Source organism: Streptomyces sp. NPDC058872 (assembly GCF_042743065.1).
Taxonomy (GTDB): domain Bacteria; phylum Actinomycetota; class Actinomycetes; order Streptomycetales; family Streptomycetaceae; genus Streptomyces.
On record NZ_JBHYMK010000029.1, the window covers coordinates 80,144 to 92,451 of the forward strand.

A 12,308-nucleotide genomic window follows, 5' to 3' on the forward strand; every position below is an offset into this window, starting at 1 on the left:
GTCAGGCCCCCGGGGCGGTCCGGAGGACCGTCTCCACCGCGAGGCGGATCTGCTGGTCCGTGAGATCGGCCCGGGCCGTGAGCCGCAGCCGTGAAATGCCGTCGGGAACCGACGGGGGGCGGAAACAGCCCACCGCCAGGCCCTGTCCGCGACAGTCCGCGGCCCAGCGCAGCGCGGCCTCCGGGGAGGGGGCACGGACCGAGACGACGGCCGCTTCGGGGCGGGCCGCGGTGAGGCCGGCCTCCGTGAGCAGGCGGTGCAGGGTGGTGGCGACGGTCCGGGCCCGCCCGGCGAGCCCCGGTTCGGCCTCGATCAGGCGCAGGCTGGCGAGCGCACCGCCCGCGGCGGCGGGGGCGAGCCCGGTGTCGAAGATGAAGGTGCGGGCCGCGTTCACCAGGTGCTCGATCACCCGGGAGGGCCCCAGGACGGCGCCGCCCTGGCTGCCGAGGGACTTGGACAGGGTGAGGGTGGCGACGACGTCCTCGTCGCCCGCGAGCCCGGCCTCGTGCAGGGCGCCCCGACCGCCGTCACCGAGGACGCCGAAGCCGTGGGCGTCATCGACGACGAGCCCGGCACCGTGGCGTCGGCACGCCTCGGCGAGGGCGGACAGCGGCGCCTTGTCGCCGTCCACGGAGAAGACCGAGTCGCTGACCACCAGGGCCCGGCGCCCGGGGTGTGCGCCCAGCGTCTTGGCGACGGCCTCGGGGTCGGCGTGCGGAACGACGGCGGTCTCGGCGCGCGCCAGACGACAGCCGTCCACGATCGAGGCGTGGTTGGCCGCGTCGGAGACGAGGAGTGCGTCCCGGTCGGTGAGCGCGGTGAGCGCGGCGAGGTTGGCGGCGTAGCCGGAGGAGAAGACGAGGGCCGCCTCGAAGCCACAGAAGTCGGCGAGTTCGCGCTCCAGCCGGGTGTGCAGCCGAGTGGTTCCGGTGACGAGCCGGGATCCGGTGGAGCCGGCGCCCCAGCGCCTGGCCGCCTCGGCCGCCGCCCCCGTCACCTCGGGACGGCGGGTGAGGCCGAGGTAGTCGTTGCTCGCCAGGTCGAGGAGGTCCGACTCGGCCGCCCGGGGCCGCAGCACACGGACGAGACCGGCCTCGGTCCGGCGGCGCGCCTCGGCGTCGGTCCAGTCGAAGGCGGTGCGGCGCGGGTCCGCGGCGGGTGCGTCGTCGGCCAGGGGCATACGGCGTTCCTTTTGTAGGCAGCGCACAGACCTTAGCCGCAGGAGGCCGGGGTCGTGATGTGGTCATCCACACACCCCGATCGGAGTCGTTTGTTCAGATCCTCCTTGGCCCGAGGGCCGGCGGTAAGCAAGGATCAGCAATTATGGACCTGCTGAACACGCTGGTGGAGAAGGGGTTGCGGCGCGAGCTGCCGACCCGTGAAGAAGCGCTCGCCGTGCTGGCGACCTCGGACGACGAACTGCTCGATGTGGTGGCGGCGGCCGGCAAGGTCCGTCGCCAGTGGTTCGGGCGCCGAGTGAAGCTCAACTACCTGGTCAACCTGAAGTCCGGGCTCTGCCCGGAAGACTGCTCGTACTGCTCCCAGCGACTCGGTTCGAAGGCCGAGATCCTCAAGTACACCTGGCTGAAGCCGGACGAGGCCTCGCAGGCTGCGGCGGCCGGCGTCGCGGGGGGCGCCAAGCGGGTCTGTCTGGTGGCCAGTGGCCGCGGTCCGACGGACCGGGACGTGGAGCGCGTCGGAAAGACCATCGAGGCCATCAAGGAACAGAACGAGGGCGTCGAGGTGTGCGCCTGCCTCGGTCTGCTTTCGGACGGGCAGGCGGAGCGGCTGCGGGACGCCGGCGCCGACGCGTACAACCACAATCTGAACACGTCCGAGGGCACGTACGGGGAGATCACCTCCACCCACACCTACGCGGACCGCGTGGACACCGTGCAGAAGGCGCACTCCGCCGGCCTGTCGGCCTGCTCGGGCCTGATCGCCGGCATGGGCGAGAAGGACGAGGACCTGGTCGACGTCGTGTACGCGCTGCGCGAGCTCGACTCGGACTCGGTGCCGGTCAACTTCCTGATCCCGTTCGAGGGCACCCCTCTCGCCAAGGAGTGGAACCTCACTCCGCAGCGCTGCCTCCGGATCCTGGCGATGGTCCGTTTCGTCTGCCCCGACGTGGAGGTGCGGATCGCCGGTGGTCGCGAGGTCCACCTGCGGACGATGCAGCCACTGGCGCTGCACATCGCGAACTCGATCTTCCTCGGCGACTATCTGACCAGCGAGGGCCAGGCCGGCCAGGCCGACCTGGACATGATCGCGGACGCGGGCTTCGAGGTGGAGGGGGCCGGGACGACCACGCTGCCGAAGCACCGTGCGGACGCCCTCGCAGCCGCCGGGGCGACCGGCGGCTGCGGTTCGAAGGCCGCCGCGGGCTGTGGCCCGGAGGCCGCGGCCGGCTGCGGCGCACACGCGGAGGAGGGCGGCGGCTGCGGTCCCTGCGGGGGGCACGCGGCCCCGGAGGCGCCCGCCGGGGCGCCGGAGACCGAGGACGCGGCGAACCACGCCCGGACCGATCTGGTGGCCGTCCGCCGCCGGGGTGCCGGCACGGACCTCGCGCCGAATGCGTAACGCCGAACTGCTCGACCTGGACCGGGCGCACGTCTGGCATCCGTACGGGCCCATGCCGGGCCGGTCGGAACCGCTGGTCGTCGCGTCCGCGTCCGGTGTGCGGCTCCGGCTCGCCGAACCCGTCGAGGGCCACGACGAGTTGGTCGACGGCATGTCCTCGTGGTGGTCGGCGGTGCACGGCTACAACCACCCCGTCCTCAACGAGGCGGTGCGCAGCCAGCTGGACCGGATGAGCCACGTCATGTTCGGCGGGCTCACCCACGAACCGGCCGTCCGGCTGGCCGCCCGGCTCGTGGAGATCACCCCGGAGCCGTTGCAACACGTCTTCCTCAGCGACTCGGGCTCCGTCTCCGTCGAGGTGGCGGCCAAGATGTGCCTGCAGTACTGGCGCTCGCTCGGTCGCCCCGGGAAGCAGCGGCTCTTCACCTGGCGCGGCGGCTACCACGGGGACACCTGGCAGCCGATGTCCGTGTGCGACCCCCAGGGCGGGATGCACGAACTGTGGTCCGGGGTGCTCCAACGACAGGTGTTCACGGACGCCCCTCCGGCCGCGTACCAGGAGTCGTACGCCACGCTGCTGCGGACCGCGATCGCGGAGCACGCGGACGAACTCGCCGCCGTGGTCGTCGAGCCGATCGTGCAGGGCGCGGGCGGGATGCGCTTCCACGACCCGAGGTACCTGCAGGTGTTGCGGGAAGCCTGCGACGCGCACGACGTGCTGCTGGTGTTCGACGAGATCGCGACCGGGTTCGGGCGGACGGGCACGCTGTTCGCCGCCGACCGGGCGGGGGTCTCCCCCGACGTGATGTGCGTGGGCAAGGCGCTCACCGGCGGCTACCTGTCGATGGCGGCGACCCTCTGCACGAGTCGCGTCGCCGACGGGATCTCGCAGGGCGAGGTCCCCGTCCTCGCGCACGGACCGACGTTCATGGGAAACCCGCTGGCGTCGGCGGTGGCGCTCGCCTCGATCGACCTGCTGCTCTCCCAGGACTGGCAGGTCAAGGTCAAGCGGATCGAGGCGGGCCTGCGGGACGGGCTCGCTCCGGCGGCCGACCTCCCGGGCGTGCGCGAGGTGCGGGTGCTCGGCGCGATCGGGGTCGTCCAGCTCGACCACGAGGTCGACATGGCGGCGGCGACGCGCGCAGCGGTCCGCGAGGGCGTGTGGTTGCGCCCGTTCCGGGACCTCATCTACACGATGCCGCCGTACGTGACCGGGGACGAGGACCTGAGCCGCATCTGCACGGCGGTGCGTGCCGCCGCGGCAGCGGGCTGACACCGGGGCCGGCGGCCGTTCCGCCGCGGCCGGGGCTCCCTCCCCCGTCCGCGGCGGGGCGGCCGGCCGCCGCCGGTGCCGCCCCGCCGCTCCCCCGCCCGAAGCACCGGGCACCGCACACCCGTGAGACAAGGACACTTCCATGACCGTCATCGTCGTCAGCGGCACCGGGACCGAGATCGGCAAGACCGTCGTCACGGCCGCCGTCGCCGCCGTGGCCACGGCCGCAGGCCGGTCCGTCGCCGTTCTGAAGCCCGCGCAGACGGGTGTCGGACCGGACGAGAGGGGTGATGCGGACGAGGCGGTGCGCCTCTCCGGCGCCGCCGCCTCGTCCGAACTGGGCCGTTTCCCGGAGCCACTGGCCCCCGGGACGGCCGCCCGACGGTCCGGACTCCCCCCGGTCGGGCCCCGGGAGGTGGCCGCGGCGGCCCGGAGGCTCGCCGCCGAACACGACCTGGTGCTCGTGGAGGGCGCGGGCGGGCTCCTCGTCCGCCTGGACGAAGGGGGCGGCACGCTCGCCGACGCCGCCTCCCTGCTCGACGCGCCGGTCCTGGTGGTGGCGCCGGCCGGCCTGGGGACGCTCAACTCGACGGCCCTGACGGCCGAGGCCCTGCGGGCCCGCGGCATCGAGCAGCTCGGCGTGGTCGTCGGCAGTTGGCCGGAGGCCCCGGACCTGGCGGCGCGCTGCAATCTGGCGGACCTACCGGTGGCAGCGGGCGCCCCGCTGCTCGGGGCCGTGCCGGAGGGTTCGGGTGCGCTCGCCCCCGCCGCCTTCCGCGCTGCGGCGAGCGGCTGGCTCGCTCCGGCGCTCGGCGGCAGGTGGGACGCGGAGGCCTTTTCGGCGGCGGAGGCGGCCCCGGTCTCCGTAAGCTGAGGACATGCGCGCACGCGTTCAGGAGATCGTCTTCGACTGCGCCGACCCGGCGGTGCTCGTCCGCTTCTGGGCCGGGCTCCTCGGCGGCGACCCCGTCGACCGGAGCCCCGACTGGTCGTACGTGGATCCGCCGGAGTTCGTGCGGATCGCCTTCCAGCGGGTGCCGGAGGGCAAGGCCGTGAAGAACCGGGTCCACCTGGACCTGGAGGTGCCGGACCCGGCGCGGGCCGCCGAGGAAGCGCTGTCGTGGGGGGCGGAACCGGTCGGGCGGCTCGTCACGGACGAGCAGGGTTCCTTCCAGGTCGTGCGGGACCCGGAGGGCAACGAGTTCTGCTTCGTGAGCGGCTGAGGAGGTCCTGGTGCACTCGTCCTCGGATCCCGGCCGGGCGCCGCGCGTCCATCACCCCGTCTTCGCGCGCTTCTACGCCCGCTTCAGCACCTCGGCCGAGGCGCGGGGCGGCGTTGCCGCGCTCCGTGCGGAACTGCTCACCGGGCTCGCCGGCCGGGTGGTCGAGATCGGTGCCGGGAACGGACTGAACTTCGCCCACTACCCGGCCGCGGTCACCGAGGTCGTCGCCGTCGAACCGGAGCCCCGGCTGCGCCGGCTCGCCGAGGAGGCCGGCCGCCGGGCCCCCGTCCCGGTGACCGTCCTGCCGGGGACGGCCGAGGCACTGCCGGCACCGGACGCCTCCTTCGACGCGGCGGTCGCCTCCCTGGTGCTGTGCACCGTACGGGACGTGCCGGGGACCCTCGCCGAGTTGCGGCGGGTGCTGCGTCCCGGCGGGGAACTGCGCTTCTTCGAACACGGGAGGGCCGGCACGCCGGGGCTCGCACGGGTGCAGCGGGCCCTCGACCGTACGGTCTGGCCGCTGCTCTTCGGAGGCTGTCACACCTCCCGCACTCCGCTCGGAGCGATCGAGGAAGCCGGTTTCGACCTCCTCGTCCACCGCTCCTTCGACCTTCCGGACCGAGGACCTCGGCTGCCCTCCTCGCCCTGCGTCCTGGGCGCGGCCCGACGCTGAGGGGCCTGCGTCCGCCCGTCGGAACCCCGTGGCGCCGCAGCCGCGCCCCGTGGTGGGATCCGGCCGTGAGCGATCTGCAGATACGTGCCGCAACACGCGCCGACGTCGAGGCCGTACTGGCCTTCTGGAAGGAGTCCGCGGAGGGGACGTCCGTCTCGGACGACGTGGACGGCGTGACCCGTCTGGTCGAACGCGACCCCGGGGCCCTGCTCCTGGCCCTCGTCGACGGAGTGGTCGTCGGCTCGGTGATCGCCGGCTGGGACGGCTGGCGCGCCTCCCTCTACCGGCTCGCCGTCCTGCCCTCGCACCGCCGCCGGGGCATCTCCAGCGCATTGCTGCGGACCGCCGAGGAACGGTTCCTCGCGCTCGGCGGACGCCGCGTGGACGCCATGGTCCTGGAGGCCAACGCGACCGGTCGGGCCTTGTGGGAGGCCGCCGGCTACCGGCGCGAGGACCACTGGCGCCGCTGGGTGAAGCCACTCGCCCGCTGACCGTCCGGGGGCGAACACCAGCCGGCTTTGCCCGTCCTTTACCATGGAGACTCATCCCGACGACCGAAAGGCGTGAGCGTCCGCCCATGGGCGAGCCTCCCAGTAGCACTGGTTCCGACATCCGACATCGCGCGATCCGCGTCCCTCTGACTGATCATGGGACGGAGGTGAACCGATGACCGAAGTGCTTCTGCTCGTGGTGGCGCTCCTCCTCGCGCTCCTGTGCGGCGTGTTCGTCGCGGCCGAGTTCTCGCTGACCACCATCGAGCGCGGCGAGCTCGAAGCCGCCGTCGAGCGCGGCGAGCGGGGAGCCGCGAGCGCCCTCAAGGCCGTCCGCTCGCTCACCTTCCAGCTCTCCGGCGCACAGCTGGGCATCACCGTGACCAACCTGGTCGTCGGCATGCTCTCCGAGCCCTCGATCGCCGCACTGCTCCGCGGCCCCGTCGAAGCGCTCGGGCTCTCGCCCACCGTGGCCTCCTCGGTCGCCCTCGTCCTGGGCACCGCCCTGTCGACCGTCGTCCTGATGGTCGTCGGCGAGCTGGTCCCCAAGAACTGGGCGATCTCCTCGCCGCTCGCGGTGGCGAAGGTGGTGGCCACTCCGCAGCGCATGTTCACGGCCGCCTTCAAGCCGCTGATCAGCCACCTCAACAACACGGCGAACCGGATCCTGCACCGTCTGGGCATGGAGCCGACCGAGGAGCTCGCTTCCGCCCGCTCCCCGCAGGAGTTGGTGGCGCTCGCCCGGCACTCCGCGAAGGAGGGCGCCCTGGAGGCGGACACGGCCGAACTGTTCGTCCGCACCCTCAACCTGGCGGAGCTCGACGCGGAGAACGTGATGACGCCCCGCGTGCAGGTGACCGCCCTGGAGGTGCACGCCACCGCCGAGGACGTCGCCAACGCCACCCGCGCGACCGGCCTGTCCCGCTTCCCCGTCTACCAGGGCAGCCTGGACAGCGTCGTCGGCATCGCGCACATCAAGGACGTCCTCGCCATACCGGCCGAGGAGCGGCCGCGTCGCCGGATCGGCGAGATGCTGCGCGAGCCGCTGCTCGTCCCCGAGACGCTGACCGTGGACCGCCTGCTCGACCGCCTGTCGGGCAAGCAGACGATGGCCGTCGTCATCGACGAGTACGGCGGCACGGCCGGAGTCGTCACCCTGGAGGACATCGTCGAGGAGGTCGTCGGCGAGGTGCGCGACGAGCACGACCCGCACGAGACCCCGGACCTGGCTCCGGCGGGCCAGGACGCGGACGGACGTGAGCTGTGGTCCGCCGACGGCGCCGCCCGTACGGACCAACTGGCCGCGATCGGTCTGCGGGTGCCGGACGGCCCGTACGAAACGCTCGCGGGCATCCTCGCGACGGAACTCGGCCGCATCCCGGCCGCCGGGGACAGCATGGAACTCGCCGGCTGGCGCCTCGACGTCGTCGACGCCTCGGGCCGACGCGCCGCGCGGGTGCTGCTGCACGCTCCCGCCCACGACATCGAGGACGAGTCCGGGGAGGATGACCGATGACCGCGATCCAACTGCTGATCGGTCTGTTGACGCTGGTCGTCAACGCCTTCTTCGTCGGCGCCGAGTTCGCCCTGATCTCGGTGCGCCGAAGCCAGATCGAACCCCTGGCGGACTCCGGGAACCGGCGGGCGCGCAGCGTCGTCTGGGGCCTGGAACACGTCTCCGCGATGCTCGCGGCGGCACAGCTCGGCATCACGCTCTGCACCCTGATCCTCGGCATCGTGGCCGAGCCGGCCATCGCGCACCTGCTGGAACCGGTCTTCGACGCGGTCGGCGTCCCGCACGGCCTGGTGCACCCGATCTCCTTCGTGATCGCGCTGTCGCTGGCGACCTACCTGCACATGCTGCTCGGCGAGATGGTGCCGAAGAACATCGCGCTCGCCGAGCCGACGCGCTCCGCACTGCTCCTCGGCCCCCCGCTGGTGGCGCTGGCGCGGGCGCTGCGACCGGTGATCTTCACGATCAACGCCTTCGCCAACACCCTGCTCAAGATGCTGCGGGTGGAGACCAAGGACGAGGTATCGGCGACCTTCTCCGACGACGAGTTGGCCCGGATGGTCACCGATGCGGGGCACGCCGGCCTCCTCGACGGCCGTGCCGCCGAGCGCTTGCACGACGCCCTCGAACTGGGCCGGCGCCCCGTACGGGACGTCGTGATGCCGGCGGAGAGGGTGGTGTACGCACGGGTCGGCACCACTCCGGAGGAGTTGGAGGCGCTGTCTGCACGCACCGGGTTCTCCCGTTTCCCGGTGCTCGACTCCGAACGCCGCATCCTCGGTTACCTGCACGTCAAGGACGCCCTGGACGTCACGCCGCGCGACCTGCCGTTCCCGGTGTCGGCGCTGCGGCCGATCGCCCGGGTCCGGGCGGTGACGCCGCTGGACGACGTCCTGACCGCGATGCGCCGCAGCAGGACGCACCTGGCGGCCGTGCTCGACGAGAACGGGAAGCCGGCCGGCCTGGTCACGATGGAGGACGTGCTGCGCGAACTGGTCGGGCGGCCGGCAGCACCGTGACCGCCGAACCGCCGAGGGCCCCGGGAGCGATCCCGGGGCCCTCGGGCGCGTCAGAGCACGGTGGCGGCCAGCCAGTCGTCGAGCAGGCCCCGGTCTCCGGTGTGCGTGAAGCGCGGATCGTCGGCCGGGTAGCGGCGGTGCAGCAGGAGCAGCAGTTCCCCGGCGGTGTCCGCCTCGACGCCGGCGGTCGGCTGCGCGCCGGCGTTCCCCCGGCTCGACCGGCCCCAGGTGAAGCCGCCCCCGCCGAGGACGAGGGTCCAGACCGCGCCGGTGTCGCGGGCCGCGAGGCGGAGGGCGGAGCCGTCGCGTCCGAGGTGGGCGAGCGGTTCGGCGATCCGGGGGACGTACGGCGCGTCCCAGAGGAACTGGTCGACGGCCGCCTCGGCCGTGGCCGGGTCGAGGGGGTCCGCCGTCCCGGAGACGGCGAGCTGTGCGTCGACGAGGTGGACCAGCGTCTCGAAGAGCACGTGCCGGGGGTAGTGGCGGACGTGCGGATCGGAGCCGGGGGACCACACCGGGGCGTCCGGGTCGGCAGCGCCGGCGGTGGCGGCGAACCGCTCGGCACCGGCGGCGAGCCAGTCGGAGTGGAGGGCCGGGTCGGCCGGCAGGTCGAGGGGGACGTCCCGTGCGAGGACCCGGGTGCCGGACCGGGTCCGCACGAGGTGCTCGGCCCAGCGGTGCACGGTGCCCAGGTGGCGGGTGAGGTCCGCGAGGCTCCAGCCGGGACAGGTGGGCACCGGGGTGGCGGGGTCGGCGTCCCGCACGGTGGCGGCGAACCGTCGCGCCCGGTCCAGAACGGCCGCGCAGGCGGCGGCATGGGCGCCCTCGGTGAGGCCGAAGCCCTCGGAGACCCCCAGGAGCTCCGTGCGCCAGGGGCCGGGCGGGCGTCGGAGCGCGACGTCGCGGAAGAGTCCGTCGAGGGTGCGCCGATCGGCGGCATCGAGCAGGTTCAGCGTGTGCGCGGTGCCCTCCAGCCACTTCAGCGCCGTGTCCGGATCGAGCACCGCCTCGTCGCAGGTCTCGACGTTCGTCACCAGCTCGGCCAGCGCCTCGGCCAGCGCGCTGAGGAGCGCGTCGCTCATCGGGTTTCCCCTCCCGGGTTCTCCACGGCAGCCCTCGCATACCGCGCGGTATGATCGCTCCGCCATGGAGATCAATGCCACGTACAACAGTCTCGTCGCCGTCGGGGACAGCTTCACCGAGGGTATGTCGGACCTGAAGCCCGACGGTTCCTACCGGGGCTGGGCCGACGTCCTCGCGGGGCGCCTCGCCGCCCGTTCCTCCGGTTTCCGCTACGCGAACCTGGCCGTGCGGGGAAAGCTCATCGGTCAGATCGTGGAGGAGCAAGTCGACCTGGCCGCAGGCATGGAGGCCGATGTGGTGACCCTGGTCGGCGGGCTCAACGACACCCTCCGACCCAAGGTCGACATGGTCCGGGTCCGGGACCTGCTCACCGAGGCAGTGGAACGCCTCACACCTTCCTGCGGTCAGCTGGTCCTGATGCGCAGCCCCGGCCGCAACGGTCCGGTGATGGAGCGGTTCCGCCCCCGGATGGAGGAGCTGTTCGCCCACCTCGACGCGCTCGCTCACCGGCACGGCGCCCTGGTCGTCGACCTGTACGGATCCCCGTCCCTCGGTGACCCCCGCCTGTGGGACGTGGACCGGCTGCATCTGACCGCGGACGGCCACCGACGGGTCGCCGAGGCCGTGTGGCAGGCACTGGGCCTGCCGGCCGAGGAGGACTGGCGCGCGCCGCTGCCCCCGGCCGTGCGGCCGGGCTGGGCGAGCCGACGGATCGCCGACGCCCGTTTCGCCAAGGAGCACCTGGGTCCGTGGATCGGCCGGCGGCTCACGGGCCGTTCCTCGGGGGACGGTCGCGCGCCGAAGCGCCCCGAGCTGCTGCCGTACGAGCCGCCGACCGGTGCGCGGGAAGGGCGGGACGCTCCCGCGTGACCTGCGTCTCGTAGCAAGCTCCACATGAGACGGTGGCGCTGGCCTGCAGAAATCGCCAGTAAACTCTGTCCACGTGACTGCTGTGACTGCGAAGCCCCGCATCCCCAACGTTCTGGCCGGCCGCTACGCCTCCGCGGAGCTCGCCGTCCTCTGGTCCCCCGAGCAGAAGGTCAAGCTGGAGCGCCAGCTGTGGCTCGCCGTGCTGCGTGCGCAGAAGGACCTCGGGATCGAGGTTCCGGAAGCCGCCCTCGCGGACTACGAGCGCGTGCTCGACCAGGTCGACCTGGGCTCCATCGCCGAGCGCGAGAAGGTCACCCGGCACGACGTCAAGGCGCGGATCGAGGAGTTCAACGCCCTCGCCGGCCACGAGCACGTCCACAAGGGCATGACCTCGCGGGACCTCACCGAGAACGTCGAACAGCTGCAGGTCCGGCTCTCCCTGGAACTGGTGCGGGACCGCACGGTCGCCGTCCTGGCCCGCCTCGGCAAGCTCTCCGCCGAGTACGCGGAGCTGGTCATGGCCGGCCGCTCGCACAACGTCGCCGCTCAGGCCACGACCCTCGGCAAGCGCTTCGCGACCGCTTCGGACGAGCTGCTCGTGGCGTACGCGCGCCTGGAGGACCTCCTGGGCCGCTACCCGCTGCGCGGCATCAAGGGCCCCGTCGGCACCGCGCAGGACATGCTGGACCTGCTCGGCGGCGACGCCGGCAAGCTCGCCGAGCTGGAGCAGCGGATCGCGGGCCACCTCGGCTTCGCGCACGCCTTCACCTCGGTCGGCCAGGTCTACCCGCGCTCGCTCGACTACGACGTGGTCACCACCCTGGTGCAGCTGGCCGCGGCCCCGTCCTCGATCGCCAAGACGATCCGGCTGATGGCGGGCCACGAGCTGGTGACCGAGGGCTTCAAGCCCGGCCAGGTCGGTTCTTCCGCGATGCCGCACAAGATGAACACCCGCTCCTGCGAGCGCGTCAACGGCCTCATGGTCATCCTGCGCGGCTACGCCTCGATGACCGGCGAGCTGGCCGGCGACCAGTGGAACGAGGGCGACGTGTCCTGCTCCGTGGTCCGTCGGGTCGCGCTGCCGGACGCCTTCTTCGCGCTGGACGGCCTGCTGGAGACCTTCCTCACCGTGCTCGACGAGTTCGGCGCCTTCCCCGCCGTGATCGCCCGCGAGCTCGACCGCTACCTGCCCTTCCTCGCGACCACCAAGGTCCTCATGGGCGCCGTGCGCGCCGGCGTGGGTCGCGAGGTCGCCCACGAGGCCATCAAGGAGAACGCGGTCGCCTCCGCGCTCGCCATGCGCGAGCGGGGCGCCGAACGGAACGAGCTCCTCGACAAGCTGGCGGCCGACGAGCGGATCCCGCTGGACCGTGCCCAGCTCGACGAACTGATGGCGGACAAGCTGTCCTTCACGGGTGCCGCCGCCGACCAGGTCGCGTCCGTGGTCTCCCGCATCGAGGAGATCCTCAAGCAGCACCCGGAGGCCGCCGCCTACGCTCCCGGAGCGATCCTCTGACCCGGTCCCCCCGGTTCACCCCTGAGGAGTGGGAGGCCGCCCGCGACCACATCGTTCCCGATGTGGT

The 12,308-nt window shown here is 73.0% G+C and carries 12 protein-coding genes; 10 read left to right on the top strand and 2 right to left on the bottom strand.

What is annotated here, in order from left to right; genetic code table 11:
* Nucleotide 1 precedes the first annotated feature (1 nt).
* Complete coding sequence (locus ACFW22_RS19905; protein ID WP_386406155.1) at nt 2–1,180, bottom strand: 8-amino-7-oxononanoate synthase; 1,179 nt, start codon at nt 1,178–1,180, stop codon at nt 2–4.
* A 143-nt stretch (nt 1,181–1,323) separates the two neighbouring features.
* Here ACFW22_RS19905 and bioB point away from each other — a divergent pair, with 143 nt between their 5' ends.
* The 8 genes from bioB (at nt 1,324) to ACFW22_RS19945 (ending at nt 8,772) form a co-directional block, all read left to right on the top strand.
* Complete coding sequence (gene bioB, locus ACFW22_RS19910; protein WP_386406158.1) at nt 1,324–2,580, top strand: biotin synthase BioB; 1,257 nt, start codon at nt 1,324–1,326, stop codon at nt 2,578–2,580.
* A complete protein-coding gene (locus ACFW22_RS19915) occupies nt 2,573–3,853 on the top strand; it encodes an adenosylmethionine--8-amino-7-oxononanoate transaminase (RefSeq protein WP_386406160.1) in 1,281 nt (426 codons plus the stop codon). The genes bioB and ACFW22_RS19915 overlap by 8 nt, the downstream gene beginning before the upstream one ends.
* 142 nt (nt 3,854–3,995) lie before the next feature.
* Nucleotides 3,996–4,727, top strand: a complete 732-nt coding sequence (gene bioD, locus ACFW22_RS19920) for a dethiobiotin synthase (RefSeq protein ID WP_386406163.1) — start codon at nt 3,996–3,998, stop codon at nt 4,725–4,727.
* A 4-nt stretch (nt 4,728–4,731) separates the two neighbouring features.
* Nucleotides 4,732–5,076, top strand: a complete 345-nt coding sequence (locus tag ACFW22_RS19925) for a VOC family protein (RefSeq protein WP_386406166.1) — start codon at nt 4,732–4,734, stop codon at nt 5,074–5,076.
* Between the two features lie 10 nt (nt 5,077–5,086).
* The gene (locus ACFW22_RS19930) at nt 5,087–5,749 is read left to right on the top strand and encodes a class I SAM-dependent methyltransferase (protein WP_386406169.1); all 663 of its coding nucleotides are present in this window, start codon (nt 5,087–5,089) and stop codon (nt 5,747–5,749) included.
* 65 nt (nt 5,750–5,814) lie between these two features.
* Nucleotides 5,815–6,240, top strand: coding sequence for a GNAT family N-acetyltransferase (locus tag ACFW22_RS19935; RefSeq protein ID WP_386406172.1), 426 nt, complete (start codon nt 5,815–5,817; stop codon nt 6,238–6,240).
* A 175-nt stretch (nt 6,241–6,415) separates the two neighbouring features.
* Nucleotides 6,416–7,756 carry a hemolysin family protein gene (locus ACFW22_RS19940; RefSeq protein ID WP_386406175.1) on the top strand — a complete coding sequence of 447 codons (1,341 nt, stop codon included), beginning with the start codon at nt 6,416–6,418 and terminating at the stop codon, nt 7,754–7,756.
* Entirely contained in the window at nt 7,753–8,772 is a 1,020-nt protein-coding gene (locus tag ACFW22_RS19945; RefSeq protein WP_386406178.1) for a hemolysin family protein, read from the top strand. Before ACFW22_RS19940 ends, ACFW22_RS19945 begins: the two co-directional genes overlap by 4 nt.
* Nucleotides 8,773–8,822: 50 nt before the next feature.
* Here the strand turns inward: ACFW22_RS19945 and ACFW22_RS19950 are convergent, their stop codons facing one another.
* Complete coding sequence (locus ACFW22_RS19950) at nt 8,823–9,854, bottom strand: maleylpyruvate isomerase N-terminal domain-containing protein (protein ID WP_386406181.1); 1,032 nt, start codon at nt 9,852–9,854, stop codon at nt 8,823–8,825.
* A 64-nt stretch (nt 9,855–9,918) separates the two neighbouring features.
* Here ACFW22_RS19950 and ACFW22_RS19955 point away from each other — a divergent pair, with 64 nt between their 5' ends.
* Both ACFW22_RS19955 and purB read left to right on the top strand, forming a co-directional pair.
* Complete coding sequence (locus ACFW22_RS19955) at nt 9,919–10,725, top strand: SGNH/GDSL hydrolase family protein (RefSeq protein ID WP_386406184.1); 807 nt, start codon at nt 9,919–9,921, stop codon at nt 10,723–10,725.
* A gap of 73 nt (nt 10,726–10,798) precedes the next feature.
* A complete protein-coding gene (gene purB / locus ACFW22_RS19960) occupies nt 10,799–12,241 on the top strand; it encodes an adenylosuccinate lyase (RefSeq protein WP_386406187.1) in 1,443 nt (480 codons plus the stop codon).
* Nucleotides 12,242–12,308 lie beyond the last annotated feature (67 nt).

What these genes read in the sequence shown, in the direction of transcription:
- ACFW22_RS19905 (WP_386406155.1), bottom strand. Translation starts at nt 1,180, where the DNA reads ATGCCCCTGGCCGACGACGCACCCGCCGCGGACCCGCGCCGCACCGCC.
- bioB (WP_386406158.1), top strand. Translation starts at nt 1,324, where the DNA reads ATGGACCTGCTGAACACGCTGGTGGAGAAGGGGTTGCGGCGCGAGCTG.
- ACFW22_RS19915 (WP_386406160.1), top strand. Translation starts at nt 2,573, where the DNA reads ATGCGTAACGCCGAACTGCTCGACCTGGACCGGGCGCACGTCTGGCAT.
- bioD (WP_386406163.1), top strand. Translation starts at nt 3,996, where the DNA reads ATGACCGTCATCGTCGTCAGCGGCACCGGGACCGAGATCGGCAAGACC.
- ACFW22_RS19925 (WP_386406166.1), top strand. Translation starts at nt 4,732, where the DNA reads ATGCGCGCACGCGTTCAGGAGATCGTCTTCGACTGCGCCGACCCGGCG.
- ACFW22_RS19940 (WP_386406175.1), top strand. Translation starts at nt 6,416, where the DNA reads ATGACCGAAGTGCTTCTGCTCGTGGTGGCGCTCCTCCTCGCGCTCCTG.
- ACFW22_RS19945 (WP_386406178.1), top strand. Translation starts at nt 7,753, where the DNA reads ATGACCGCGATCCAACTGCTGATCGGTCTGTTGACGCTGGTCGTCAAC.
- ACFW22_RS19950 (WP_386406181.1), bottom strand. Translation starts at nt 9,854, where the DNA reads ATGAGCGACGCGCTCCTCAGCGCGCTGGCCGAGGCGCTGGCCGAGCTG.
- ACFW22_RS19955 (WP_386406184.1), top strand. Translation starts at nt 9,919, where the DNA reads ATGGAGATCAATGCCACGTACAACAGTCTCGTCGCCGTCGGGGACAGC.